22 protein-coding genes and 1 pseudogene are annotated in these 25,971 nt (G+C 74.9%); 11 read left to right on the top strand and 12 right to left on the bottom strand.

The window, feature by feature from the left end; all coding sequences use genetic code 11:
• Nucleotides 1-13 precede the first annotated feature (13 nt).
• Both BGK67_RS06070 and BGK67_RS06065 read right to left on the bottom strand, forming a co-directional pair.
• The gene (locus BGK67_RS06070; protein WP_069918930.1) at nucleotides 14-523 is read right to left on the bottom strand and encodes a DUF6643 family protein; all 510 of its coding nucleotides are present in this window, start codon (nucleotides 521-523) and stop codon (nucleotides 14-16) included.
• Between the two features lie 246 nt (nucleotides 524-769).
• Entirely contained in the window at nucleotides 770-1,948 is a 1,179-nt protein-coding gene (locus BGK67_RS06065; RefSeq protein ID WP_069918929.1) for a glycosyltransferase, read from the bottom strand.
• A 370-nt stretch (nucleotides 1,949-2,318) separates the two neighbouring features.
• On the opposite strand from BGK67_RS06065, the pseudogene BGK67_RS39915 reads away from it, so the two are divergent.
• Together BGK67_RS39915 and BGK67_RS06055 are read left to right on the top strand one after the other, a co-directional pair.
• A pseudogene (locus tag BGK67_RS39915) lies at nucleotides 2,319-2,396 on the top strand (TetR family transcriptional regulator); the annotation flags it as partial.
• Nucleotides 2,397-2,525: 129 nt separating this feature from the next.
• Nucleotides 2,526-3,317 (top strand): glutamate racemase, encoded by a 792-nt coding sequence (locus BGK67_RS06055; RefSeq protein WP_069918927.1) that lies wholly within the window; start codon nucleotides 2,526-2,528, stop codon nucleotides 3,315-3,317.
• A gap of 212 nt (nucleotides 3,318-3,529) precedes the next feature.
• Here BGK67_RS06055 and BGK67_RS06050 read toward each other — a convergent pair whose 3' ends face one another.
• Nucleotides 3,530-4,474, bottom strand: a complete 945-nt coding sequence (locus BGK67_RS06050; protein ID WP_069918926.1) for an ADP-ribosylglycohydrolase family protein — start codon at nucleotides 4,472-4,474, stop codon at nucleotides 3,530-3,532.
• A complete protein-coding gene (locus BGK67_RS06045; RefSeq protein ID WP_069923665.1) occupies nucleotides 4,471-5,064 on the bottom strand; it encodes a TetR/AcrR family transcriptional regulator in 594 nt (197 codons plus the stop codon). Before BGK67_RS06045 ends, BGK67_RS06050 begins: the two co-directional genes overlap by 4 nt.
• A 124-nt stretch (nucleotides 5,065-5,188) precedes the next feature.
• Between BGK67_RS06045 and BGK67_RS06040 the strand changes: the two genes are divergently transcribed.
• From BGK67_RS06040 to BGK67_RS06025, 4 genes are all read left to right on the top strand, one after another.
• Nucleotides 5,189-6,247: an FAD-dependent oxidoreductase gene (locus tag BGK67_RS06040; RefSeq protein WP_069923664.1), complete on the top strand. Its 1,059-nt coding sequence runs from the start codon at nucleotides 5,189-5,191 to the stop codon at nucleotides 6,245-6,247.
• 166 nt (nucleotides 6,248-6,413) lie between these two features.
• Entirely contained in the window at nucleotides 6,414-6,929 is a 516-nt protein-coding gene (locus tag BGK67_RS06035) for a hypothetical protein (protein WP_244291157.1), read from the top strand.
• 30 nt (nucleotides 6,930-6,959) lie between these two features.
• Nucleotides 6,960-8,603: an apolipoprotein N-acyltransferase gene (lnt, locus tag BGK67_RS06030; protein ID WP_069918924.1), complete on the top strand. Its 1,644-nt coding sequence runs from the start codon at nucleotides 6,960-6,962 to the stop codon at nucleotides 8,601-8,603.
• A 28-nt stretch (nucleotides 8,604-8,631) separates the two neighbouring features.
• The gene (locus BGK67_RS06025) at nucleotides 8,632-9,117 is read left to right on the top strand and encodes an NUDIX hydrolase (protein WP_069918923.1); all 486 of its coding nucleotides are present in this window, start codon (nucleotides 8,632-8,634) and stop codon (nucleotides 9,115-9,117) included.
• A 76-nt stretch (nucleotides 9,118-9,193) separates the two neighbouring features.
• Here BGK67_RS06025 and BGK67_RS06020 read toward each other — a convergent pair whose 3' ends face one another.
• Both BGK67_RS06020 and BGK67_RS06015 read right to left on the bottom strand, forming a co-directional pair.
• Nucleotides 9,194-9,979 (bottom strand): trypsin-like serine peptidase, encoded by a 786-nt coding sequence (locus tag BGK67_RS06020; RefSeq protein ID WP_107488779.1) that lies wholly within the window; start codon nucleotides 9,977-9,979, stop codon nucleotides 9,194-9,196.
• Nucleotides 9,980-10,104: 125 nt separating this feature from the next.
• Nucleotides 10,105-11,568 (bottom strand): glycosyltransferase family 39 protein, encoded by a 1,464-nt coding sequence (locus BGK67_RS06015; RefSeq protein ID WP_069918922.1) that lies wholly within the window; start codon nucleotides 11,566-11,568, stop codon nucleotides 10,105-10,107.
• A 160-nt stretch (nucleotides 11,569-11,728) separates the two neighbouring features.
• Here BGK67_RS06015 and BGK67_RS06010 point away from each other — a divergent pair, with 160 nt between their 5' ends.
• Nucleotides 11,729-13,018 (top strand): ATP-binding protein, encoded by a 1,290-nt coding sequence (locus BGK67_RS06010; protein WP_069918921.1) that lies wholly within the window; start codon nucleotides 11,729-11,731, stop codon nucleotides 13,016-13,018.
• A 368-nt stretch (nucleotides 13,019-13,386) separates the two neighbouring features.
• On the opposite strand, the gene BGK67_RS06005 is transcribed toward BGK67_RS06010, so the two are convergent.
• The 5 genes from BGK67_RS06005 to BGK67_RS05985 form a co-directional block, all read right to left on the bottom strand.
• Complete coding sequence (locus BGK67_RS06005; RefSeq protein WP_069918920.1) at nucleotides 13,387-13,986, bottom strand: hypothetical protein; 600 nt, start codon at nucleotides 13,984-13,986, stop codon at nucleotides 13,387-13,389.
• Complete coding sequence (locus BGK67_RS06000; RefSeq protein WP_069918919.1) at nucleotides 13,983-15,605, bottom strand: serine/threonine-protein kinase; 1,623 nt, start codon at nucleotides 15,603-15,605, stop codon at nucleotides 13,983-13,985. The genes BGK67_RS06005 and BGK67_RS06000 overlap by 4 nt, the downstream gene beginning before the upstream one ends.
• Before the next feature lie 113 nt (nucleotides 15,606-15,718).
• The gene (locus BGK67_RS05995) at nucleotides 15,719-16,975 is read right to left on the bottom strand and encodes a Tm-1-like ATP-binding domain-containing protein (protein WP_069918918.1); all 1,257 of its coding nucleotides are present in this window, start codon (nucleotides 16,973-16,975) and stop codon (nucleotides 15,719-15,721) included.
• Nucleotides 16,976-17,021: 46 nt separating this feature from the next.
• The gene (locus tag BGK67_RS05990; protein ID WP_069918917.1) at nucleotides 17,022-17,501 is read right to left on the bottom strand and encodes an NUDIX hydrolase; all 480 of its coding nucleotides are present in this window, start codon (nucleotides 17,499-17,501) and stop codon (nucleotides 17,022-17,024) included.
• A gap of 73 nt (nucleotides 17,502-17,574) precedes the next feature.
• Nucleotides 17,575-18,621 (bottom strand): cation diffusion facilitator family transporter, encoded by a 1,047-nt coding sequence (locus tag BGK67_RS05985; protein WP_069918916.1) that lies wholly within the window; start codon nucleotides 18,619-18,621, stop codon nucleotides 17,575-17,577.
• A 162-nt stretch (nucleotides 18,622-18,783) separates the two neighbouring features.
• Here BGK67_RS05985 and BGK67_RS05980 point away from each other — a divergent pair, with 162 nt between their 5' ends.
• From BGK67_RS05980 to BGK67_RS05970, 3 genes are read left to right on the top strand one after another with little or no spacing between them, the layout of a single operon-like run.
• Nucleotides 18,784-21,153 carry an FHA domain-containing protein gene (locus BGK67_RS05980; protein ID WP_069918915.1) on the top strand — a complete coding sequence of 790 codons (2,370 nt, stop codon included), beginning with the start codon at nucleotides 18,784-18,786 and terminating at the stop codon, nucleotides 21,151-21,153.
• Nucleotides 21,150-21,809, top strand: coding sequence for a hypothetical protein (locus tag BGK67_RS05975; RefSeq protein ID WP_069918914.1), 660 nt, complete (start codon nucleotides 21,150-21,152; stop codon nucleotides 21,807-21,809). The genes BGK67_RS05980 and BGK67_RS05975 overlap by 4 nt, the downstream gene beginning before the upstream one ends.
• The gene (locus tag BGK67_RS05970; RefSeq protein ID WP_069918913.1) at nucleotides 21,809-22,777 is read left to right on the top strand and encodes a serine/threonine-protein kinase; all 969 of its coding nucleotides are present in this window, start codon (nucleotides 21,809-21,811) and stop codon (nucleotides 22,775-22,777) included. Before BGK67_RS05975 ends, BGK67_RS05970 begins: the two co-directional genes overlap by 1 nt.
• Nucleotides 22,778-22,824: 47 nt before the next feature.
• On the opposite strand, the gene BGK67_RS05965 is transcribed toward BGK67_RS05970, so the two are convergent.
• Complete coding sequence (locus BGK67_RS05965) at nucleotides 22,825-24,111, bottom strand: streptophobe family protein (RefSeq protein WP_069918912.1); 1,287 nt, start codon at nucleotides 24,109-24,111, stop codon at nucleotides 22,825-22,827.
• Between the two features lie 318 nt (nucleotides 24,112-24,429).
• Between BGK67_RS05965 and BGK67_RS38730 the strand changes: the two genes are divergently transcribed.
• Nucleotides 24,430-25,941 carry a DUF6777 domain-containing protein gene (locus tag BGK67_RS38730; RefSeq protein WP_208948656.1) on the top strand — a complete coding sequence of 504 codons (1,512 nt, stop codon included), beginning with the start codon at nucleotides 24,430-24,432 and terminating at the stop codon, nucleotides 25,939-25,941.
• Nucleotides 25,942-25,971: the final 30 nt, after the last annotated feature.

Below are 25,971 nucleotides of genomic sequence, written 5' to 3'. Positions count from 1 at the left end.
ATCCGCGGGTCGGTCAGTAGCCGCGCCCCTGGTACGGGCGGCCGTACGGATCCTCGTACCCGGCGGCCGGCACCGGCGCGGGAGCCGGCATCGGGCGCGGCGCGGCCGGACGCATGGCCTCGTACCCGGTGGCCATGGCGGCCGGTCGGGGCTGCTGCTGCGGCTGGTGCTGCGGTACGAACGCGCCGCGGGCCGGCTGTTGCTGCTGCTGGGGGATGTAGGGCGCGGGCGCGTGCTGCAGCGGCATCGGCTGCGGCGCGGCCTGCTGCTGGTAGGGGTACCCGTACGCCGGGGCCTGCTGTTGCGGCATCGCCGGGGGCAGCGCCGGGAGGGACGACGCGAGGGCCGGCAGGTACCCACCGCTCGAATACCCGGCGCTCGGCGACTCGTAGGCGGCCGGGACGCGGATCGGGGCGATCTGCGGAGTGCCGCGTTCGGCGACGAGCGAGTCGTAGATGGGGGTGTCCGGGAAGGAGGGCGCGGAGTAGTAACCGCCGCCATAAGTGGAGCGGGGGGAGGTCATGGGACCTAAGTTAAGCCCACGACTTCACCGGGTCCATAGCGAGGTGTCGCCAACACCGCCCTGACCTGCATATTCGCAGGTCAGCGCCTCGCCTTTCCGTTGACGTCCAGGTGCACGATTCACCACTTCCACCCCGTCTTGTACGCACTCGTACCTACTGGTTGTGCAGTGCACCGACTTGGTGTTGACGCAGCGTCACAAGCCGGTGACCTCGGATGACGTTGTTTCGGGCAGCAGTTCGCCGTTTCAGGCGTCGCTGGGGCGGGCATAGGTACGGCCCTTCCACGCCGCGCCGCGCCCCCGGTAGTGCTGGACGGCCGAGTCGACGGTCATCAGCAGGTACAGCAGCGCCGTGAACGGAAGGAGCGGAGCGAGTGCGGCGGGCTGTCGGTAGTACCGCAGCATCGGCAGGTACGTGCCCGCCATCAGCAGCCAGGCCAGGCCGCCGGCCCACGCGAGGGCCGGCCGCCCGGAGGCGAGCCCGGACAGCAGGGCGGCCGGCGGCACGAGGTAGACGAGCACCAGCCCCGCGACCGTCCCGGCGAGCAGGAGCGGCTGATGGCGCAGCTGCGCGTAGGCGCTGCGCGAGACCATCCGCCACAGGTCCCCGAGCGCGGGGTACGGGCGCACGCTGTCGACCCGCTCCGCCAGCCCGAGCCAGATCCGGCCGCCGGAACGCCGGACGGCGCGGGCCAGTGACACGTCGTCGATGACGGCCTGCCGGATGGCGTCGGGCACGCCCGCGCGGACGGCGGCCTCGGTGCGCAGCAGGACGCAGCCGCCGGCGGCCGCCGCGGTGCGGGCGCCGGGGCGGTTGATCCGGCGGAAGGGGTAGAGCTGGGCGAAGAAGTACACGAAGGCGGGTACGACGAGCCGCTCCCACACGCCGACGACGCGCAGCCGCGCCATCTGGGACACCAGGTCGAGGTCGGCGGAGGTGGCGGCGGAGACCAGCTCGCGCAGACTGTCGGGCTCGTGCGCGATGTCCGCGTCGGTGAGGAGCAGGTAGTCGGGCTCGGTGGGGTGCGCGGTACGGGCGAGCGCGATGCCGTGGCGCAGGGCCCAGAGCTTGCCGGTCCAGCCGGGGGCCGGGTCGCCGGGGGAGGTGACGGTGAGCGGGAGCCCGGGCTGCTCGCGGGCCAGGCGCTCGGCGAGGGCGCCGGTGCCGTCGGTGCTGCCGTCGTCGACCAGGATCACCTCGGCCTCGCCGGGATAGTCCTGGGCGAGGAGCGAGGGCAGGCTCCGGGGCAGTACCTCGGCCTCGTCCCGGGCCGGGACGACCACGGCGACGGACGGCCAGCGGGCGGGGGCGGTGCGCGGCGGGAGTCGGACGTCGGTACGCCAGAACATGCCCTGGGCGAGCGTGAGCCAGAGCCAGGCGGCGAGTGAGGCGTAGGCCGCACAGGCGGCGAAGAGGGTGCCCATGGCGGCAGTGTGCCGGGCCCTGCGGGGCGTGTCGCGCATCCGCACGCGGAGCCCGCGTGGCGGCCGGTCGCTCGCGCGGGGTCCCGGTGTCGGGCCGGCGGGCCGGGGCCGGGTCCCGGATCCCTCGTGTGGTGGCGGGGCGGGCCGGGTCGGCGCGGGGCGGGATGGTGGTGCGGTGCCGGGCGGCCTTGGGCGGTGCGGGCGTGTTCTTCCATGGCCGTGCGATGTCGGGTGGCGCATGGCCGCGGCGGGGGTGTGCGGGATCCGGGCCGGGCGGTGGCATCCCCGTGGCGGGGTCTCGTCGTGGGCGGGTGGGTGTGGATGTTCGGGGCGGTCGGAGGAACAGTGCCGGGTGACGGACGCAGCGGGGCCGCAGGCCCGTACGGCCCTGATGGCGGTGGTGGCCGAGTCCACCCGGGACGAGGCCCTGCGCCACCGCATCCGGTCGGTCGGCGGGTGGTGTCACCAGAGCCGGTGCCGGTGGTGGCCGCGCGGCGGGGTTTGCGGCAGGCCGGTTCTCGGTGGTGGAGGCGGCCCTTCCGGGTGGTTCGGCGGGGGCGTCGACTAAGGTGGGCGGGTGAAGATCGCGCTCATGGACTCCGGAATCGGCCTTCTCGCGGCGGCCGCGGCGGTGCGGCGGCTGCGGCCCGATGCGGAGTTGGTCCTGTCCTCCGACCCCGACGGCATGCCCTGGGGTCCGCGGACGCCCGCCGACCTCACCGGACGCGCGCTCGACGTCGCCCGTGCCGCCGCCGCGCACCGCCCCGACGCGCTGATCGTCGCCTGCAACACCGCCTCCGTGCACAGCCTGCCGCCCCTCCGGGCGGAACTGGAGCCGGGAATCCCGGTCATCGGGACCGTGCCCGCCATCAAGCCGGCCGCGGCCGCCGGCGGGCGCGTGGCCATCTGGGCCACCCCGGCCACCACCGGCAGCCCTTACCAGCGGGGCCTGATCGGCGAGTTCGCCGCCGGGGCCCGGGTCACGGAGGTGCCGTGCCCCGGCCTGGCCGACGCGGTGGAGGCCGCCGACGACGACGCGGTGGCGGCCACCGTGGCCGCGGCCGCGGCGCTGACCCCGGCCGACGTCACCGACGTGGTGCTCGGCTGCACGCACTACGAGCTGGTCGAGACCGCCATCCGGGCCGCGCTGGCCGCGCGGACGCAGGGGGCGAAGCTGCTCTTCCACGGATCCGCCGAGGCGGTCGCCGTCCAGGCGCTGCGCCGGATCGGCGCCCGGCCCGAGCCGGGCCTGCCGGCCACCGGGGGCCTGACCGTCCTGCGCAGCGGCCGCCTCGGCGCGCTCCCGGGCGCGGCTCTCGGCTACGCGGAGGGCCGCCTGCTCGCGGGCCGCGACGCCACCGTCGGCTGACGCCACCGTCGGCTGACGCCGCCCCCCTGCCGCAGGCGACCGCCGCCCCGGGCTGACCGGCAGGGCTCCGCCGGACGGGGGCTCCCGCCGCCCCGCCCCGGCCTTGGTCGACGCCGTTGCGCGGGGCGGCCGCCGGGCCGGACTGGCCCGTGTGGCTTCGCCGGAGGGGAGCCCCGCGGGCGCTCGGCGCGGCCGCGCCCCGCCGTGGGGTGCTACGCGTCGGCTTCCGATGCCAGGCGGCGGGCCAGCGTGCGGAGGGTGTCCGCGTGGAGGACGCGGGTGCCGAAGCCGGGGAGTGGGACGTGGAGCGGCTTCGTCCAGTGGTCGGGGATGGCCTGTTCTCCGTAGCGGGCCCCGGCCAGGGCGCCGGTCACCGCGGCCACCGTGTCGGTGTCGCCGCCCAGGTCCACGGCGGCCCGTACCGCCTCCGCGAAGCCGGAGGTCGTGCGCAGGGCCCACACCGCCGAGCCCAGGCAGGGCCACACCGCTCCGTTGAACTCGGTGGCCAGGTCCGGGTGCCAGGCGGGGTCCAGCACCACGGCGTAGCGCTCGCGGTGGCGGGGATGCACCGCGTCGAGCGTCGCGGGGAGCGCGGCCAGCGGATCGGCGCCGTCCAGGGCCACCCTGACCAGCTCGTGCAGGACGGCCGTACCCTCCCAGGCAGCCCGGTCCCCGTGCGTCAGCGCCGCGATGCGCCGGGCGGCGTCCATGGTCCCCTCGCGCCCGGCGCCCGCGAAGTACACGGCCGAGGTGGCCGCGCGCATCAGCGAACCGTTGCCCGCCGCCCGGGCGTTGATCCGGAAGTGCAGTGCCGCGGCCCGGTCCCACGGCTCGCCGTTGGTCAGGACGTCCTCGGTCTGGAGCCCGATGTCCTTGGGCCGGCCGGCGGCCCACTGCTGGAACCGGCCGAAGATGTCGGGCAGTTCGAGGCCGCCGTGCTCCAGCAGGGACTCGCCGACCAGGACCGCCATCTGCGTGTCGTCCGTGGCCTCGCCCGGATCCCAGCCGCCGCCTCCGAGCATCTCCTCGCCGCGCTCGCCGAACTGTCCCGGCGGGCCGAACTCGTACGGCGCCCCCAGCGCGTCGCCGGCCGCCGAGCCCAGCACGGCGCCGACGGCGCGGTCGGCCCGGGTGGTCGTCGTGGTCGTCGTGGTCATCGGGCCGGCTCCTCGGGGTGGACGGCTGACAGGAGGTCGCACGTGAAGGAGTCCAGGTCGTCCAACCCGGCCGCAGCCAGGGTGGCCGGTGCGCCGGCCAGGAGGTGGGGGAGGGCCCCGTGCAGGGCGAGCGTGAGCGCGCGGACCTGCTCCGGGCCGGCCGGCAGCCCGGCGCCGCTCAGCAGGTGCGTGAACGCCGCGAAATCCGAGGCGGCGATCGGGTCCAGCAGCCCGGCCAGCCACGGCCGCCGCGTCGCCTCGGTCTGGAGCTCCAGGTAGGCCAGCGTCCGGGCCCGGCCCGGTCCGGCCACGTCCCGCAGCAGCCCCGCGAGCAGCGCCGCGAGCTCCTCCGCGTCGGACGGTCCGGGCCCGGCCCCCGCCAGGGCGGCGGCGACCGCCCGGTACTGCTCCAGGCTGCGCTCGGCCACCGCGCGCAGCAGCGCGTCGCGGGTCGGGAAGTAGTTCTTGGCCGTGCCCGTCGGCACGCCGGCCGCCGCGTCGACGGCCCGGTGCGTCAGTCCGCGCCCGCCCATGTCCGACAGAACGGCGACGGCCGCGTCCCGCAGCCGGTCCCGCCGGTCCTGATTCACCCTGCCGGCGTTCACTCGGCCCGCGCTCTCCATGTCCGCATTCACCTTGCCAGCATAACCACAGCCGTGGTACCACAGGCGTAGTACCACGGCTGTGGTGGTCGTGGTGGTGAAGGGGGCGGTCATGCGGAACGGGAAGAAGGCCGTCGTGGTGGGCGCGGGCGTAGGCGGCCTGGCCACCGCCATCGGCCTGCGGCGCGCGGGCTGGGCGGTGGCCGTGCTGGAGGGCCGCACCGCGCTCGAACGCTACGGAACCGCCTTCGGCATCCACCCCACCGCGCAGTCCGCGCTCGAACGGCTCGGTCTCGGCGAGGTGCTGCGGGAGCACGCCGTCCCCTACCGCGAGGCGCGGATCCGGCGCCCCGACGGCACGGTGCTGGCCGCGCTCCCCCTCGAACGGATCGAGCGCAAGGCGGGCCGGCCCGAACTGCTCATCTCGCGGCCGCGCCTGATCGACGCCCTGCTCGCCGCGCTCGACCGCACCGGCGGTGCGCAGATCGTCTACGGGCACCGCCTCACCGACCCGGCGGACCTGGAGGCCGACCTCGTCGTCGGCGCCGACGGCATCAACAGCGCTGTGCGCACCGCGTACTTCGGCCGGACCAGCGGCCCCCGCGCGATCGGATCCGTCGCCTGGATCGGCATCGCCGGGTTCGAGACCGGCCTGTACGGAGAGACCTGGGGCGAGGGCCGCTTCTTCGGCATGACCCCCGTCGGGCCCGGCCGCACCAACTGGTACGCCACCGTCCCCGAGGCCACCACCGCGGAGGCGCTGCGGGACGCCTTCGCCGGCTGGCACGACCCGATCCCGCGGGTCCTGGCGGAGACCGACCCCGCGACCTGGATCCGCTACGAGATGCGCCACCTGTACCCCGCGCTGCCCGCCTTCGTCGCGGACGGCCGGGTGGCCCTCGTCGGGGACGCCGCCCACGCCATGACCCCCAACCTCGGCCAGGGCGCCTGCACCGCCCTGCTCGACGCCGAGGCGCTGGCCCGCGCCGTCGCCGGGAGTGCCGCGGCCGCGCCGGCCGGACTCCCCGCCGCCCTGCGCGCGTACGACGCCGAGCGGCGCCGCAGCGCCCAGCGGGTCGCCTTCGGCTCCCGGACCCTGCACCGCTTCGTGACGGCCCGCCGCCCGGCCCTGCGCGACGCACTGGTGGGCCTCCTCCCGGGCGGGGCCTGACCCGGCGGACGCGGCGCGACCGAGAGGGCCGTGGGGGCGGTGAACGGGCCCTCGACCCGTAGAACCTCAAGTTTGGTTCAGGTCAACCCTGGGCAGGCGCTCCCTGCATCGACCGGCCGGGCGAGAGGCGGTGGCGTTCATGAGGAACGTGAGTACGCTGCTGCTCATGACCGGTCACCCCCCGGGTCCGCTCTGGACGGGCCGGGCCTCGAACCGCGCGCAGTGGCTGCTCGCAGCGGCCGGTGCGGCCTGTCTGGCGCTCGGCATCCAGCTCGCCGTCGACAACAGCTGGACCAACGGCATCGTTCCGCTGCTCATGTCCGTGGTCGGCTGCCTCGCCGCCGGGCTGCTCATCCTCTACGGCACCCTCGCCTTCGTGCACGTGGCCGTCACCGTCGACTCCGAGGCCCTCGTGGTCCGCTGCGGCCACATCGGCCTGCCGCGCCGTACCATCCGCCTCGCGGAGGTGGTCTCCGCCGAGTTCGTCCCCCGGATCACCCCGACGCACTGGGGCGGCTGGGGCTACCGCTGGCGCCCCGAGAAGGGCACCGCGGTCATCGTCCGCCGCGGCGAGGGCGTGGAACTGCGGCTCGACGACGGCAAGCTCTTCACGGTCACCGTCGACGACGCGGAGAACGCCGTCCGGGTCATCCGCGCCCACCTGCGGGCCCTTGCCCGCTGACGCGGACGCACACGACGTACACTCCGCCAGATGAGCAGCAGTGTCACCCGCGCGGCCGGGAACGAGCCCGCGGACCCCTCCGCCGCAGTCCGGCCGGCCGCCGCCACGGAACCCGCGGCGCCCCCCTCCGCCCGCGCCGCCGAGACCGCGCGGCGCCAGGGTGCCCGGCTGCTGCGCCCGCTGCTCGCCGCCCTCGCCGGAGTGCTGCTCTACGTCAGCTTCCCGCCCCGCCCCCTGTGGTGGCTGGCCCCCTTCGCCCTCGCCCTGCTCGCCGCCTGCCTGCGCGAGCGCCGTGCCCGGGCCGGCTTCGGACTCGGCCTCCTCGCCGGCCTCGGCTACCTGCTGCCGCTCCTCGTCTGGACCGGTGAGGAGGTCGGCCCCGTGCCCTGGCTGGCGCTGGCCGCCCTCGAAGCCGTCTTCATCGGCCTCACCGGACTCGGGATCGCCCTCGTCGGCAGGCTTCCGGCCTGGCCGCTGTTCGCCGCCGCCGTCTGGGTCGCGGGCGAGGCACTGCGCGCCCGCGCCCCCTTCGGGGGGTTCCCGTGGGGCAAGCTCGCCTTCGGCCAGGCCGACGGCGTCTTCACCCCGCTCGCCGCGCTCGGCGGCACCCCGCTGCTCTCCTTCGCCGTCGCCCTCTGCGGATTCGGGCTGTACGAAGCCCTGCGCACCGCCCTCGACCACCCCCGCCGGGCCACCGCCGCGCTGGCCGCGCTCACCGTCGTCGCCCCCGTCGGCGCCGGCCTCGCCGCCCGGCCGCTGGTCTCCGACGCCGCCGAGGACGGCACCGCCGTGGCAGCGGTGATCCAGGGCAACGTGCCCCGCCTGGGCCTCGACTTCAACGCCCAGCGCCGCCAGGTCCTGGACAACCACGCCAAGCGCACCGAACAGCTCGCCGAGGACGTCAAGGCCGGCCGCGCCCCGAAGCCCGACTTCGTCGTCTGGCCGGAGAACTCCTCCGACCTAGACCCGTACTCCCAGCCCGATGCCTACGAGGTCATCGACCATGCCGTCAAGGCGATCGGCGTGCCCGTGGCCATCGGCGCCGTCGTGTCCCCCCAGACCGGCCCGCTGCGCAACACGATGATCCTCTGGGACCCGGTGAGCGGCCCCACCGCGACCTACGACAAGCGCAAGATCCAGCCCTTCGGCGAGCGCATCCCGATGCGCTCCTTCGTCCGGATCTTCAACTCCGACGTGGACCGGGTCCGCCGCGACTTCGGGCCCGGCAAGGACCCCGGCGTGTTCGACATGGCCGGCAGCGGTGTCGGCATGGTCACCTGCTTCGAGGCCGCCTTCGACGACGCCGTCCGCTCCACCGTCCGGGCCGGTGCCCAGGTGATCGCCGTACCCAGCAACAACGCCACCTTCGGTCGCAGCCAGATGACCTACCAGCAGCTGGCCATGGACCGGATCCGCGCCGTCGAACACAGCCGGACCGTCCTCGTACCGGTCACCAGCGGGGTGAGCGCGGTGATCCGCCCCGACGGGACCATCGAGCGGCAGACGGAGATGTTCACGGCGGACGCGCTGGTCACCGAGGTCCCGCTGCGCTCCACCGAGACCCCCGCGACCCGGCTCGGACCGCTGCCCGAGTACGCGCTGCTGCTCCTCGCCGCCGCCGGTCTCGGCTGGACCGCGGCCCGCCGGATCCGCGCCCGCCGGGCCGCGGCGTAGCCTACGGGCGGGGCCTTAGGGTCGGGGGATGACCACACCCGATTACATCCGCGAGATCCGCGCCACCGCCGGGCACCGGCTGCTCCTGCTGCCCGGTGTCACGGCCATCGTCGTCGACGACCGGGGCAGGGTGCTGCTCGGCCAGCGCTCCGACACCGGACGGTGGTCGGTGGTCGGCGGAATCGCCGAACCGGGGGAGCAGCCCGCCGAGACCGCCGTGCGCGAGGTGTACGAGGAGACCGCGGTGCGGTGCGTGCCCGAGCGCGTGGTCCTCGTCCAGATGCTCGAACCGGTCACCTACCCCAACGGCGACGTCTGCCAGTTCCAGGACATCACCTTCCGCTGCCGGGCGACCGGCGGTGAGGCGTGCGCCAACGACAGCGAGTCGCTGGAGGTCGCCTGGTTCGAGGTGGACGCCCTGCCGCCGCTGGAGCCCTTCGCGCTCGACCGCGTCCACCGCGCCCTGCGGGACGAGCCGACCTGGTTCGAGGCCCCGGTCGCGGTCATGGAGTAGCGCGCACGGAGCCCGCGTACACGGCGTAGGGCGCACGGAGCCCGCGTACACGGCGCCCGCGGACACGGCGGCGGTGTCAGCCGGCGTCCGACGCCTCGCGGTACAGCTCCACCGCCCGGTCGCCCAGCAGCGCGCTGTACGACACCTCCGGCACGGTGCCGCCGCCCTCGTGGCCGCCGAGGACCCCGGCCAGGGCGCCGTCCACCAGCCAGGGGCTGCCGCTGGTGCCGCCGCTGAGGTCCGGGCACTCGATGCGGCGCTGGGTCGGCGAGAGCAGGGCGGTGGTGTTCGCGCAGCGCAGCGGGGCCTCCTCGCCGCGCGGGTACCCGATGACGGTCACGGTGGCGTCCGCCGCCTGGTCCGCGGCGACCGGGAATCCGCCGACGAGGTCCTCGACCCGCTCGGAGCGGCCGCCGTCCACCGGGGCCACGGTCGCGAAGGCGATGTCGGCGTCCGGGTCCTCGCCGTCCGTCCAGCCAGGAGCCACGTACACGCCCGTGATCCGCCACGTGCCGTACGGGGCCTCGCCCTCCCGGTAGGCCGGCGCGAACACGGTGGTGTCCGGATCCTCCAGGCAGTGCGCGGCGGTGGCGATCACATCGCGGCCCGCGCTGCGCACCACCGCGGCGGTGCAGAAGTGCCCGCCGTCGAGCCCGCCGGCGAAGAGCGCGCCCACCCGGTCCGCCGCGGCGTCCGGCGCGGCCCGCGCGGTGACGCCGAGCGGCTGCCCGGCCTCCGCGCCGGGCACGTCCACGCTGAGCAGCGCGGCCATCGCGGCCAGCGCGGCCAGGATCCGGGACGCCCGCCGGGCACGCGCGCGGCCGACGGCACGGGGCTGGGGGAGCAAGCGGCGGTGGACCATGTGTCGACCCTGCCCGGCGAACCTATGACCGGAGCTCGATGTTCCGTATGAATCCGCTGTGAATCGTGGACCCGCCGTGAAGCCGGTGGCCCCCGTGTGAAGGCCGGGCGGCCGGCCGGACCGCCCTACCCCAGCCGCTCGTACACCGTCACCCGGCGGCCCCGGACCTGCCGGTCCTCCACCACCGTGAACCGCTCCCGCAGCACGGCGGCCTTGGCCTTGTCGCGCTCGGCCGACGGCGCCTTCGCGACCTTCGCCGCGTCCGTGACCAGGAGCACCCGCCGCTGCCCGAGCAGCTCCGCCCGGATCCGGGCCGGATCGGCCTCCTCGCCCTTGAGCGTGCCCGAGGCGGCCGGGGTGCTCGCCAGGGCGATGTCGGCCAGGCCCGTGAACGCGCCGGGGGAGACCAGCGCGGTGTCCCGGCGCGCGGCCGGGACGAACAGCACCGCGTCCCCGTCCCGCTTGAGCCGCGCCACCTCACCGGCCACCGACAGCACGTCGTCGACCCGGCTCGCCGGAGCCCGCTTGCCCAGCTCCACCGGCAGCAGGGCCAGCACGGCGACCCCCACCACGCCCGGCACGACCAGGCGGCGGGCCCGCGGGAAGCGGGGGGCGCAGGCCCGTACGGCCGCGCCCAGCGCGGCGCCGAGCAGCAGGGCCAGACCCACCATGGAGAACAGCACGTACCGGTCCAGGAAGAGCGGCTGCACCAGCGAGATGCCGATCAGCCCCAGCTGGGGCACCGCCAGCAGCGGCAGCCCGACCGCCGCCGCCGACAGCCGCGCCCGGCCGGGGCGGTCCGCCCGCGCGCAGAGGGCGCCGATCGCCAGCAGGATGCCCGGCCCGATCAGCATGTGCCAGGTCAGCGGGGGTATCCACGACACCTGGTCGGACTGGCCCCGGCTGAACAGGACCAGCGGCAGCGCACCCGCCACCGCGCCGGCGCCGTACGCCGTCCAGCGCAGCCACACCCCGCGCCGGGCCCGCACCCACCACAGCGTCACGGCATGGGCGGGCAGGACCAGCAGCGACAGCCAGTTGAGCAGGGCGCAGACCAGCACGGTCATCCCGTACGCCGTCCAGCGCGGCCAGACCCGCCGGCCGGGGCGGGCGGGTTCCGGGCCGAGCAGGGACACCAGCAGCAGGGTCGACAGCCCGGCTCCGGCCGCGACCAGCGCGTACGGCCGCCCCTCCTGCAGGTAGAACTGCACGGCGGGCAGCAGCCCGAGGGCCAGTCCGCCGCCCAGCCCCGCCCAGGGCCCGGCGAGGCGCCGCCCGATCAGCGCCACGCACGAGGCCGCGGCGGCCACCGCCACCACGGACGGCAGCCGCAGCGTCGTCGTGCCCGCCCCGAAGACCTCGAAGAGGGCGTGCATCAGCAGGTAGTACAGGCCGTGCACGGCGTCCACGTTGCCGAGCATGTCCCAGATCTCGCCCGTCGAGCGCCCGGCGACCTGCCAGGTCGCCGCCTCGTCCCGCCACACGCTGTCCTGCCGGGAGAGCCCCCACAGACCGAACGCCAGGGTCCACAGGAACGGGAGCAGCCATATGAGGGGCCCGCGTCGGGCCGCGGATATGTGGCAAAGCATGAAAGGAGCGGGTTCCTCGGTCTGGCGTTCGGGCGGAAGCCACCAGTCTATGGACGACACGGACGGTTTCCGGACCGCCTGTTGTGCACCGCGGAGGGTGAGCCGGCGCCCCACCCGCCCCTAGCCTCGCCGCAGGAGCACGAACGAGGGGCGGTACCCGGTGAACTGGCTCATCCACGACTACCGCGAGAGCGATCTCGCAGCGGTGGTCCACCTGATCGACACCACGGCCGAACTCGGCCAGGAGTCCGTCTTCTCGCTCGCCGAGTGCATCAGCGCCCTCACCGACCGGCAGCCCTGCGTGGTCGCCGTCCACCAGGGCGTGCCGATCGGCGCGGCGCTCGCCTGCGTCACCGGCGAGCGGGCCTGGGTGATGCGCATCGCGATCGCCGCGGGCTGGCGCGGCCGGGGCCTGGCCAGCGCCCTGCTCGTCGAGCTGGAGCGGCGGCTCATCGCGGCCCGCGTGGGCCGGATCGCCTACGTCCTGCCCGAGGAGGACCTGCTCGGCGAGGGGCTGCTCAACGCCGGGTACACGCGGCAGCCCGCCGTCGCCTACTTCGAGAAGACCGAGCCGCTGCACGGGCCGGCCGCGGGCCTCCTCGACGACCTCGGCGGCCGCTTCCTGCAGGGCGGCCTGTGGGCGAAGGTCGCCGGAATGGAGCGGGAGAAGGACCTCATCGAACGGCGCGTGGTGCTGCCGCTGGCCGAGCCGGAGCGCGCCGCCTCGCACGGTGTGCGGCCGCCGCGCGCCATCACCCTGTTCGGGCCGCCCGGAACCGGCAAGACCACCTTCGCCCGGGCCATCGCCTCCCGGCTGGGCTGGCCCTTCGTGGAACTGCTGCCCTCCCGGCTCGCCGACGAGGGCAACCTGGCCGCGGCCCTGCGCGACGCCTTCGCCCGGATCGCCGAGCTGGAACGGGTGCTCGTCTTCATCGACGAGGTCGAGGAGATCGCGCCCGTGCGCACCGAGCCCGCCCAGCCCGGCGGAATCCACGGGGTGACGAACGAACTGCTCAAGCTGATACCCGGCTTCCGCGAGGGCGACGAGCGGCTGCTGGTCTGCGCCACCAACTCCATCCGCTCCCTCGACCCGGCGTTCCTGCGGCCCGGACGCTTCGACTACCTGATCCCGATCGGCACCCCGGACGGCGGGGCCCGCGCCGCGATCTGGTCCCGCTACACGGCGGGACGCGCGGACGTCGACGTTGCGGCGCTGGTGGCGGCCACCGAGCTGTTCACCCCGGCCGACATCGAGCACGCGGCGCGGATCGCGGCGCAGGTGTCCTTCGAACGGGATCTGGAGGCGGTGGGCGGCCGGGGCGCCGCGGCCGCGCAGCTCGGCGCGACCACGGAGGACTACCTGGCGGCGGTCCGGCAGTGCCGGCCGACGGTGACCCCGGCGATGACGGGCGAGTTCGAGGCGGACATCACCGCCCACGCGCGGTTCTAGTGCTGTGACCGGAAGGGTTCACCGGGTCGTCTGAAGGAAAGATCTCCGTCCCCCGGTTGCGGCGGGGGGCGGGACGGCCGAGCGGCCGGACGCGAAACGGCCCGCGGCCCCTCCCCAAAGCGGCCGCGGGCCTCCCGCGAGGACTTGGCATCCGTGCGGGACGGCCACGTTCCGGTTGGGTGTTCGCCGGCTGGAACGTGGCGCGCAGGGGTGCCGGAGGGCGTCCTGAGCGCCCTCGTCAACACCTTCGAGTCAACCAGCGGGCGGTTCCCCGCGCTTCGGCCGGACGGTCGTCGCCGCCCCGGCCGAAAGGACGAAAGGCGCGGGGGGAGGCAGCGGGAGAGGTACGCGCGGCCGGAGCCGGCCGCCTACGGGTTGCACCGGTAGGTGAACTCCACCGCCGCGGTGTGCTGCCCGGGCGAGAGCAGCTCGAGCTCGGCCTTCGCCGGGTAGGTCCCGGTCCCCCGGAAGGTCCACAGCAGGTGCAGCCGCGCTTCCCGCTGCCCGCGCGGCACCCGCTCGGTCAGCCGTTCGGACCGCGTGCCGTCGCTGCGCAGCCACCGGTACGTGAGGGTTCCCGGCCGCCCGTCGGTCCGTACGACGGCCACCACATCGGCGGTCGCGTCGCAGGCCGGTCCCCGGGGATCGGTGGTCACGGCCACGTCCCGGACGGTGAGCGAGGGACCGAACCGCTGCCACCCGAGGTACGCGAGGACCGCGAGCAGCACGACCGCCGCCAGGGTGTAGCGCCGGGGGCCGGCGCCGCGCCGCGGCCGGGCGGGCGGGGCGGGGGCGGTCAGCGGGAACGGGGCGGGCATGGCCGCCGTGACCCCGGGCCCGAACCGGAGCACCGATCCCTCGACCCGGTCGGGGGTCACTTCGGGGGCCGCCGGGGGTCCGGAGAACCAGTGGCTGCCGAGGACGGTGGCGCTGTAGTCGTCGTCGTGCGGGGCGCGGGGATCGCTCATCGGGGCGGCTCCTGGCAGCGCGGCAGGTACTGCGAGGCGGACGCGGACCCGGTGCCCGCGGCGGGCTTGGTCGTCACCCTGACGCCGCCGTAGCAGCCGCGGTCGCGGGTGAAGGCGTGGGACTTCACCACCGGGGCGGGCGAGCCGGACTGGACGACGAAGGTCTCCGTGCCGTCGGGCACGGAGTAGTCGCCCTGCCGGCTGCCGAGGAACCACTCCACCACGACGGTGACCGGCCCGGTGCCCGTGGCCGCGACCGAGATGGTCGCGTCGCCGCGGTAGACGCCGGTCTTGAGCGAGACGTCCACGCTCGTGACCCGCAGGGTCGGGGTGGGACTCGGCGTCGGTGTGGGCGACCAGCTGACGGTCGGTTTCGGGGACGGGGTGTGGCTCGGCGACGGCGGCGCCGAGACCGACGGCGAAGGTGACGGCGACGCGGACGGCGAGGGGCTCGCCGAGGCTGAGGGGCTCGGGCTCGGCGTCGCGGAAGGGGACGCGGCCGGCCCCGGAGCCGGGGAGCCCGGGCCGGGAGGGGCCGCGCTCGTCGTGGCGAACGCGCTGAGCGCGGAGGCCCCGCCCGGCGCCGCGCCGATCGCGTCCGTCGTGAGCACCAGCACCGTGCCCAGGATCAGCGCCGCCCCCGCCGCCAGCCAGCCGCGCCGGCCCGGAGCCCAGCCCGTACCCGACCCGCTGCTCAGCGTGGTCGTGGCCAGCGCGCTGGTGCCCTCGGCCGCGCCGCCCGCCGAGGGGAACAGCAGCGGCAGCAGCGCCGCCAGCGCGGCCAGCTTGCGCTGCCCGCGCTCCTCCCACCGCGGCCCGTACGCGGCGAGCGCCACGTGCTCCAGCTCCGCCACGAAGGCCTCGGCGTTCTCCGGCCGCTGCTCGGGCCGCTTGGCCAGACCCCGCCGGATCAGCGGGCGCACCGGCTCGGGGGCCTCGGTCTCGGGCACCGGTGCCTCGATGTGCTGGACGGCGAGCTCCGCGAAGTTCTCCCCGTCATAGGGCTTGCGCCCGGTCAGGCACTCGAAGAAGGTCGCCGTCGCCGCGTACACGTCGGCCGCGGGTGACGCGGGCCGGCCCTGCCACTGCTCGGGGGCCATGTAGGCGGGGGTGCCGGCCACACCCGGCGTGGTCCCCCGGCCCGCCGCGATCCCGAAGTCCACCAGCTTCGAGGAGCCGTCCGCCGAGACCAGCACGTTCTCCGGCTTGTAGTCCCGGTGGACGACGCCCTCCCGGTGCGCGGCCGCCAGCCCGAGCAGCGAGCCCTTCAGCACCACCAGCGCGGCCTCGGCGTCCGCCTGCCCGGACTGCCGCAGCAGGGCGCGCAGCGAGATGCCGTCCACCAGCTCCATCACGATGGCCGCGCCGGCGGGCGACTCCACGTACTCGTACAGGCTCACCACGAAGGGCGAACGCAGCCCGCCCAGCAGCCGGGCCTCCGCCCGGAACTCGCCGACGAAGGCCGGGTCCTCGCGCAGCCGGTCGCTCAGGTACTTCACCGCGACCGCCGTGCCCGTGCCGTCGTGCACGGCGAGCACCACGCGCCCGCTGCCGCCCGCACCCAGCTCCCGGACCTCCGTGTAACCGGGGACCGCCCATGCCGTCCGGGTGTCCTTCATCGTTTTCCGTCCCCCCTGACGGCCGTGGTTCCGCCGCCCGTGTGCGCCCCAGGTGGGGGCGTCACATGGGACGTGGTTTGCGCCACGGCCGGTTCCCCACCGCGTGGCGTGTCTCAGGCCGCGGCCGACACCGCCCCGATCATGGCGTGCAGCCGATCGGCGGCGGCCCGTCCGAAGACCGGGTCGTTGATGTGGGTGTCGTAGTCGTGGAGCCGGGCGGCGCTGCCCCGCAAGCCGTCGCGCAGTGCCGAGAACAGGGCCCGGTCCGCGCCGGGGTCATGGTAGGGCCCGCCGGGCGCGCCGAGCGTCGACAGTCCGCGCAATGGGACGCAGACGGCCGTGGGGCCGGTCGCCGCACGGAGCTTTCCGGCGACCCGGCGGCCGAGTTCCGCGCACTCGTCCTCGGTCGTGCGGATCACCGTGATGGAGGGGTTGTGGACGCGGACCCGCCGGTGGCGGACCCGGTCGGGCATGGTCTCCATCGGGCCGAACTTCACCATGTCCAGCGCCCCCAGGCTCACCACCTGCGGAATCCCCGCCCGCCCGGCCGCGCTGAGCCGGTCGGGGCCGGCGGTGAGGATGCCCCCGCACAGGTCGTCGGCGAGCTCGCTGAGCGTGAGGTCGAGGACCCCCGCGAAGACCCCCTGGCCGGCCAGCGTCTCCAGGGTGCGGCCGCCGGAGCCGCTGACGTGGAAGACGAGGACCTCGTAGCCCAGTTCGGTCAGCCGCTCGCGGGCCGCGTCCACCCCGACCGTGGTCACGCCCGCCATGCTCGCCGCGATCAGCGGGCGGTCGCCCGCGCCCAGCCGCGGCCCCCTGCCCGGGTCCAGGGAGGCGTGGGCGAAGGCCTTGGCCATTGCGGCGACCGCCTCCACGGCGTTGGCCAGGACGGGCGCCGAGATGCTGTTGATCCCCGCGATGTCCACCACGCTGTACATCATCGTGATGTCCGAGGAGCCCACGTACGGGGTGACATCGCCTGACGCCATCGACGAGACCATCAATTTCGGCACGCCCAGCGGCAGGGCGCGCATCGCCCGGGTGGCGATGGAGGTGCCGCCGCTGCCCCCGATCGCGAGGACCCCGTGCAGCCGGCCTTCGGCGTGCAGGCGCAACAGGGTCGCCTCGGCGCCCCGGGCCATCGTGGTGACGGCCGCGCCCCGGTCGGCGGCCGATCGCAGTTCCGACAGTTCCGTTCCCGCGGCCCGGGCGACCGCCTCCCGCGGTACGTCCGCGGGCACCCGGGGCTCGCCCATCACCCCCGTGTCGACCACGACCACGTCGACGCCGGCGCGCAGCAGCCTCTCGCGCAGCCAGCCGTACTCCACACCCTTGGTGTCCAGGGTCCCCACCAGCACGACGTTCGTCATGTGTGCAATCTGCACGCAGCAGGACCCGCTGGCAAGCCGACGCGTATCAGCCCTTCAGCACCTCCAACAGGCGTTCCAGGAACGGAACCTGAGAGGCAATCAGCTTCTGTCGCGCGGTGGACGGGTCGAACCACGCCACCCGGTCGAGCTCGGGGAACTCCTGTACGGTCCCCGAGTGCGGCGGCCATTGCATGGTGAAGGTCCCGGGCACCATCAGCGCGGGGTCGAGGTCCGCCTCCACCGCCCAGACGGTCACCAGCTTTCCGCTGGTCAGCCGGACGTCGCCCAGGGGCAGGTACTCGCCCTCCGGCGGCGGCAGCCCGATCTCCTCGGTGAACTCCCGGCGGGCCGCGTTCCGCGGGGTCTCGTCGGATTCGTACTCGCCCTTGGGGATGCCCCAGCCCCCGGCGTCCCGCCCCGACCAGAGCGGGCCGCCCAGGTGGCCGAGCAGGACCTCGATCCGCGGGTCGGCATCCTCACCCGTTCGGCGGAACAGGAGCAGTCCGGCACTGCGCTTGTGCGTCATGGGCCCATGTATGCCCCGTACGGCGGCAGGTCATGGACCGGACACGGACCGGACCGGCTCCCGGCGCCGGCCGTCAGTGGTCGTGCGGACCCTCGCGGTGGACCGGCCCGTGCGCTTCCGCGCAGTGCGCGTCCGGCGTCTCCTGGCCGGCGCGGCCGACCGTGAGGAGCGCGTCCTGCACGTGGTCCACCTGGAGGGTGGTGTGCGTGATCCCGTACTCCTCGGCCAGCAGCCGCTCCAGGTCCCGGCGCACCGCGTGGCAATCGCCCGCGGGCTCCACGAGCACGTGCGCGGACAGGGCCGCCTGACCGGAGGTGATGGTCCATATGTGCAGGTCGTGTACCTCGGTGACCGGCGGTTGCCCGACCAGGCGGTCGCCCACCGCGTCCGGGTCCACATGGGCCGGAGCGGCCTCCAGGAGGATCCGGCCGGACTCGCGGACCAGCCCGTAGCCCGCCTTGACCATCAGCACCACCACTACCAGGGTGGCGATCGCGTCCGCCTGCCGGAATCCGGTGGTCAGCACGATCAGACCGGCGACGGCGGTCCCGATGAACGCGAACAGGTCGTTCAGGATGTGCTGGTAGGCGCCCTCGACGGCGAGCGAGGACCGGTTGGCCCGCGAGATGCACCAGGCCGCGGCGATGTTGACGAGGATGCCCGCGAGCGCCGTCACCACCACCAGCCCGCCCTCCACCGGCGGCGGGTCCGCGAGCCTGCGCACCGCCTCGTACGCCAGCCAGACCGCCAGCAGCAGCAGGGTCAGCCCGTTGGCCTGGGCGGAGAGTATCTCCGCCCGCTTCAGCCCGTACGTGAAGCCGCCGCGCGCCGGCCGGGCCGCCAGCCGCATCCCGATCAGCGCGAGGACGATCGAGACGGCGTCGGTCAGCATGTGGGCCGCGTCGGAGATCAGGGCCAGCGAGTTGGCCACCACGCCGATGACCACCTCGACGGCCATGAACGTGCCGATCAGGCCGAGCGCGATGGCCAGCCAGCGGCGGTCGGCGTCGGCCGAGACGCCGTGGCTGTGGCCGGCGTGGCCGTGGCCCTTGTCGTGGCCCCTGCCGCCCGCGTGGTCGTGGCTCTCGTCGATCGCGGTTCCGTGGTCGTGCCCGCTCATGGCGTCCCCCGTTTGTTCGGTTCCGTCGCGTGAAGTGAAGCGCACCTCGGCGAGATGGGCAAAGGCTGCAACGGGGACCGTTGTCATTACCCATAAGAGGCCTCTGACCTGCGATGATGCTGGACCGGTGCCAGGTCGCCCGGATCGTGGGAAAATTTGCTCATGGTCCAGCGCCCCGGTGTGCCGACCGCGCCCGAGCTCGTTCTGGAGACCGACCGGGGCTCCACGCGGATGAGCCCGGGCCGGAACTACCACGTCGGCCGCGACCCCCTCTGCGAGATCTGCCTCGAGGACGCCCGCGTCTCCTGGCACCACGCCGTGCTGCGTCCCGACGGCGACCACTGGACGGTCGAGGACGAGGGCAGCACCAACGGCACCTGGGCCGACGGCCACCGCATCCACGAATGGATCGTCGGCCCCGGCAGCGAACTGCGCTTCGGCAGCGCCGAGGACGGCCCCCGCGTCGTCCTCGCCGACGCACCCACCGGACCGGCCCGCCCCTCCCAGGTCTCGAACCCCGGGATGACCGGCACCTTCCGGCAGCCGACGACCGTGCGCCCGCTGCCGGCCCGCACCGCCGTCCGGATCGGCCGCGGCCCCGACAACGACCTCGTCATCGAGGACCTCGTCGTCTCCCGCCGCCACGCCGAATTCCGCGCCCTGGCCGACGGGAGCCACGAGATCGCCGACCTCGGCAGCCACACCGGCACCTACCTCACCGGCGCCCGCGTCGACGGCGCCGCCCGCCTCGCCGAGGGGGACATCGTCGGCATCGGCCACTCCGCCTTCTGCCTCGTCGGCGACCAGCTCCAGGAGTACGTGGACACGGGCGAGGTCTCCCTCGACGTCCAGGACCTCACCGTCGCCGTCGACCGGGGCCGCAAGATCCTGATGGACGGCGTCTCCTTCCCCGTGGGCGCCAAGTGCCTGCTCGCCGTCGTCGGCCCCAGCGGCGCGGGCAAGTCCACCCTGCTCGGAGCGCTGACGGGCCTGCGCCCCGCCGACCGGGGCACCGTCCTCTACGACGGCCGCGACCTCTACCGCGACTACGCCGAACTGCGCAGCCGCATCGGCCTCGTGCCCCAGGACGACATCCTGCACGCCCAGCTCACCGTCCGCCGCGCCCTCGTCTACGCCGCCGAACTGCGCTTCCCGCAGGACACAGCCAAGGCCGAACGCGAGGCCCGGGTCGACGAGGTGATCCGTGAGCTCGGCCTCGTCCAGCGCGCCGACCAGCCCATCCACAGCCTCTCCGGCGGCCAGCGCAAACGCGTCTCCGTCGCCCTCGAACTGCTCACCAAGCCGTCCCTGCTCTTCCTCGACGAGCCCACCTCCGGCCTCGACCCCGGCATGGACCGCTCGGTCATGCACATGCTGCGCGGACTCGCCGACGACGGCCGCACCGTCATCGTCGTCACCCACAGCGTGCTCAGCCTCGACGTGTGCGACCGGCTGCTGTTCCTCGCCCCCGGCGGGCGCGTGGCCTACTTCGGCCCGCCCCAGGACGCCCTCGACTTCTTCGGCTTCGACCACTGGCCGGAGGCCTTCGAGGCGTTCGAGACGCAGCAGGACCGCGACTGGGCGGGGGCCTACCGCGCCTCGCCGGTCCACCGCCGCTACGTCGAAGACGCCACGTCCCGCGGACCCCGGTCCGCCGAAGCGGCCGCGGGACCCGCACGGGCCGCGCCCCTGCCCCCGCCCAAGGCGCAGAGTTGGGGCTCCCAGCTGTCCACCATGATCCGCCGGTACGCCGCCGTGCTCGGCGCCGACCGCACCTTCCTCGTCATCATGGTCGCGCTGCCGTTCATGATGGGCGCCATGGCCCGCGCGCTCGCCGGGAGCACCCTCACCGCCGAGACCGCGTTGAACGCCCTGCTCATCCTGACCATCGGCGGAGTGCTCACCGGCGCCGCCAACGCCGTCCGCGAACTCGTCAAGGAACGCGTGATCTACCAGCGCGAACGCGCCGTCGGGCTGTCCCGCTCCGCCTACCTGATGTCCAAGGTGGTGGTCCTCGGCACGATCACCGTCGGCCAGGCCGTGGTGCTGACCCTCGTGGCCCTCGGCGGAGTGAGGCTGAACGCCCCGGACGGCAAGGGCGTCATCCTGCCGCCGCTGATCGAGATCACCCTCGCCGTCGCCCTGCTGTCGTTCACCGCGATGATGCTCGGACTGCTGATCTCCGCACTGGTCCGCAAGGAGGAGGTCACCATGCCCCTGCTGGTCCTCCTCGCCATCGTCCAGGTCGTCTTCTGCGGCACCCTGCTCAAGCTCTACGACGTCGCCGTCCTCGAACAGGTGGCCTGGCTCGCGCCGGCCCGGTGGGCGATGGGCGCGATGGGCGGCACCATCGGGCTCGGTGCGATCGTCCCCGGCCGGCTCACCCAGGACCCGATCTTCAGGCACGAGGCCGGCGTGTGGCTGATCAGCATGTCCATGCTGCCGGTCCTGTCCGTGCTCTTCGGTGTCCTGGTGTCCCGGCTGCTGCGCCGGCACGAGCCGGCCGTCATGCGGAAGCAGCCGCGGAAATGACCTACTCCGAGGGGGTCGCGGACTTCCACCCCACCCACGTCGTCCCCCAGGAGGGCCTGCCCGCCTGGGAGACCCCGGACGCCTCCCGTCCGACCGTGCCGCTCGACGCGTTCCTCCCCGTGCAGCTGCTGACCCGCCGCGGCGACTGGGGGGAAGTCCTGTGCGCCAACGGCTGGTCCGCCTGGGTGGACGGCCGCCTGCTGGTGTCCGTACCGCAGCCGCCGCCGACCGCCGGAGGGCGGCCCCCGGGGCGCGCCGAGGATCCCGGACCGCAGCTCGAACGCGGCGTCGCTGCCCTGGAGCGCTACCGGCGGGCCGTCGCCGAACTCGCCGCCGGACGTACGGACAGCGAGGCCTTCCGGCGGTCCGTACGGGGCCTGCGCGCCGGGATCGTCATCGACGGCGAGTCCGTGTGGCTGTACGACGAGTCGGCCGGCCGGTGGTTGTACGGCGACGGGACCCGCATGATGACCTACGCGGCCGTCGCCGGACCCGGAGCCCCGCTCGCACCGGGTACCCCGCCCGCACCGGCCTCGCCGCCCGCGGAGCCGTCGGCGCCCGCCCCGGTCTCGGTCCAGCCCGACGTGGAGCCCGACCCCGAGGTGGGGCACGCCCCGACCCGCATCGTCGACCGGCCCGGACACGGCGGCGAGTGATGGCGACGCCGGATCCGGTCGGCGGGCGCCCCTCCGACCTGCGGGGGAAGCGCATCGCCGGATACGTGGTGGAGAGCGAGATCGGACGCGGCGGCATGGCGGTCGTCTACCGGGCCCGCGACCTGAGCCTGGACCGGACGGTGGCGCTGAAGCTGCTGGCCCCCGAGCTGGCCCGCAACGACACCTTCAGGCAGCGGTTCGCGTACGAGTCGAAGGTGGCCGCGGCCATCGACCACCCGCACATCGTGCCGGTCTTCGAGGCGGGCGAGACCGACGGGCTGCTGTACATCGCGATGCGCTTCGTCCCCGGGCAGGACCTGCGGGCCATGATGAACCGCGCCGGGCCCCTCCCGGTGGACACCGCCGTCCGGATCGCGGGGCAGGTCGCCTCGGCGCTGGACGCGGCGCACGACCACGACCTCGTGCACCGCGACGTCAAACCGGGCAACATCCTCGTCGCTCGCGGCACGGACAGCGACCACCCCGAGCACGTGTACCTGACGGACTTCGGACTGACGAAGAAGTCGCTGTCCCTGACCGGCTTCACCAGCGTGGGGCAGTTCGTCGGGACCCTGGACTACGTGGCGCCCGAGCAGATCTCCGGCAAACCGGTGGACGGCCGGTGCGACGTGTACAGCCTCGCCTGCGTGGTCTACGAAACGCTGGCCGGGGGACCGCCGTTCGAGCGGGACGACGACATGGCCCTGCTGTGGGCCCACCAGTACGACACGCCGCCCCCGCTGAGCTCCCGCCGGCCCGGTCTGCCCGAGGCCCTGGACGAGGTCCTGGCGAAGGCGCTGGCCAAGTCCCCGGAGGACCGCTGGAACACCTGCCTCGAGTTCACCGGAGCCCTCCGCCGGGCCGGTTCGTCCGCCGCCCCCTCCCCACCCCGCCCGGCGCCCCCGCCGGACACCGCGCCCCCGCCCCCTCCGGCGTGGGCGCTCCCGGTGTTCGGACGGGACTCCTGAGGCCGGCCTTCCGCCACCTGGGGTCCTGCGCCGGCCGAGGCCCCGGGCTAAGGGCGCGGGGCCGCGGCCGGCTCGTCGACGCGGCCCCGGTGGCGTACGGGGCGGGCCAGGAGCGCGCCAAGGAAGCCCGCCGCCGCGCCCCAGAGGAGGGCGAGGCCGACCGTGCGCCATAGAACCGGGAGGAGCTCCACCCTGCCGCCGAGGCCGTCCTCCTCGCCGATCCCCAGCAGGGAGAGGCCGAACTGGGCCTGGACCCGGGCCAGCAGACACACCATCAGGGTCGCCAGGGCCAAGGCCACCGCCAGGTGCAGCGCGTGCTGCCAGGGGCGGACGTGCGCGGGGGACCGTACGGCCGCCAGGACGCCGGTGCCGAGCAGCAGCACGGCGGCCACCGCCACCAGCCACCACGCCCGGGAGTCCCGTTCCGCGAGCGAGGCCACGTCGACCGAGGACAGGTCGGAGCCGCGCAGGACGTGGTCCAGCGACTGGGGCATCGGCAGCCCGAACGGGCCCTCCACCCTGCCCTCCCAGGCGCCGCCGAAGCCCAGGGTGAGCGCGAGCCAGACCAGGTTCGGCAGACCCAGCAGGATCACGGCCAGGGTCCGGGCGCCATGGCCCTGGGTGGCGGCCACCACCACGCCGACCCCGATGCCGAGGACGACGTACGCGAGCAGCAGCACGACCGTCGCGAAGGCGGCGGGGCGCACCGCCGCGTGGAAGCGGACCAGCCCGGCCGGGAGCGGTGCGCGGCGGGAGACCAGCAGGGCCACCAGCAACAGGCCGACGATCCACAGCAGTCCGAAGAGGATCGTGGCGGGCAGGTGCGCCCGGAAGCCCACCGTCGGGGCGGAGTCGAGGAGTTCGCCGATCACTCCGATGGGGGAGTCGCCGGTGGTGAGCCCGAACGTCTGCCGGGCGAGGTAACCCGCGCCGGTCAGCGCGAGGAGCCACAGCACGATCAACGGGGCGGCGCGGCCGAGCAGTTCGCGGGGCCGGGCGACCGCACGGTTGTGGAGCGGGCGCAGGAAGCAGTATCCGGCCGTGAGGGCGCCGGCCAGGCTCACCGAGAGCGGGAGCACCGACAGGTTCGCGTCCGCCCCCGCCAGGAAGCCCGCACCGCCCGACACCTCGACCGAACCGCCGGCCGCCATCACGACGACCGCGGCGACCACGCGGGGGAACGCCCCGCCCGGCAGGTCGCCCGCGCCCGCGAGCGCCAGGCCGGCCGCGGCGACCGCGGCCATCACCGCGAAGGCCGCGACGACGGCGACGAGGGCGTCGCGCCATGCCCCGGCGGAGCCCCCGGACGAAGGCGATCTCGGTGTCCGGCTCACCCTGCAACCGTGGCACTCCCGGCTTGCGGACACCACCCGGACGGCGCACACAATGGTCCGCAGGGAACTCACTCCTCCTGCGAAGGAGAGCCCGTGACCACGCAACCCTCCGGCCGACCGCCCTCGTCAGAGCGCCCCACCGGGCCGCCGTCAGGCCCGCTCTCGGGCGGGCAGCAAGGGCCTCCTCCGCCGCCACCCCCTTCCGCGCCGCCCGGTGGGCCCGGTGGCACGGGCGGCACCGGCCCGGGCGGCCCCGGCGGCCCGGCCAAGGGCCCTTGGTGGCGGTCCGTACCCCGGCTCGCCACCGCGCTCGTCGCGGTGGCTGCCGCGGTGGCCCTGGCCGTGGTGCTGATCAGGCCCACCGGCACGGCTCAGGCCGGCGAGGTGTTCCTCCAGCCGGTGGCCGCCTCGGGCCCGGACCCGTTCACCGAGTCCACCGCGGTCAGCGAGGCCCCTCCACCGCCGGAGACCCCGCCGCCGACCGGGACCGGCAAGCCCCCTGAGACCGGCAAGCCCCCCGAGACCGGGAAGCCGCCCGAGACCGGGAAGCCGCCCGAGACCGGGAGGCCGCCCGAGACGCGGACGCCGCCCGCGACCAGGGCGCCGGGCACCACGGCTCCCGCGGGCACCCGTACCGTCAACGGCTCTGCGCCGGGCGTGTACGGCGGCACCAGGAACGTCGCCAGCTGTGACGTGGAGAAGCAGATCCGGGTGCTGTCCGCGCAGCCCGCCAGGAACAGCGCCTTCGCCTCGGCCCTCGGCATCCAGCCGGCGGCCGTCCCCGGCTACCTCCGCTCGCTCACGCCGATGCAGCTGCGGATGGACACCCGGGTCACAAACCACGGCTTCCGGGACGGCAAGGCCAACCCCTACCAGGCGGTGCTCCAGGCCGGGACGGCCGTGCTCGTGGACGACCGCGGGGTGCCCCGGGTGCGCTGCGCCTGCGGGAACCCGCTCGGTCCGCCGGTGGCGCTCAAGGCCAACCCGAAGCGCTTCGGGCAGGTGTGGAACTCGTACCAGCCCGCGCGGGTCGTCGTCATCGCCCCGTCGGTGACCATCGTGAACAACTTCGTGATCTACGACCAGCGCAACAAGCACTGGTACGAACGGGAGCGGGGCGACCGCCCCAACCGGCCCGACCGGCGGGTGCCGCCGCCCGTGGTCCCGACTCCGCCGATCACCACGACGACTCCGTCGCTCCCCACGCCGACGAAGCCCACCGGGTCGCCGCTGACGCCGACCCCGACCGGGTCGCCGACGCCGTCGGGCACGCCCACGCAGACCCCGTCCAAGACCCCGTCGGAGACCCCGTCCGAGACGCCGTCGGAGACCCCGTCCAAGACCCCGTCGGAGACCCCGTCCGAGACGCCGTCGGAGACCCCGTCCGAGACGCCGTCGGAGACGCCTTCCGAGACGCCGACCGAAACCCGGTCCGAGACCCCGTCCGAGACGCTTTCCGAGACGCCTTCCGAGACCCCGTCGAGGGAGGAGTCGCCCACGGCGTCCCCTACGGAGTCACCGGCCGAGTCACCCGCCGAGTCGCCCACGCCGTCCCCGGCCGAGCCGACCCGGCCCCCGACCTCGATGCCGCCGACCGAACCGCGCTCGGTGGAACCGGAGTCCCCGCCGCCGACCACCCCCGAAGCGGAGGTCTCCCCGGCCCCGGTCCCGACCCCGGCGCCCTCGGTGCCGCTTCCGCCGCCGCCGATCGTCCCCAGCCCCGAGGCGCCCGCCCCTGAGGTGCCCGCCCCTGAGGTGCCCAGCCCGGAGGCCCCGGCCCCCGAGGAGCCCGGACCGGCCCAACCCGACCCCGACGAGCCGGAGGCGTAGCAGCCCGTAGGCCTGCGAGGGGTCAGTAGG

This window comes from Streptomyces subrutilus, from assembly GCF_001746425.1.
GTDB classification, from domain to species: domain Bacteria; phylum Actinomycetota; class Actinomycetes; order Streptomycetales; family Streptomycetaceae; genus Streptomyces; species Streptomyces subrutilus_A.
This window is presented reverse-complemented; position numbering and strand designations above follow the sequence as displayed.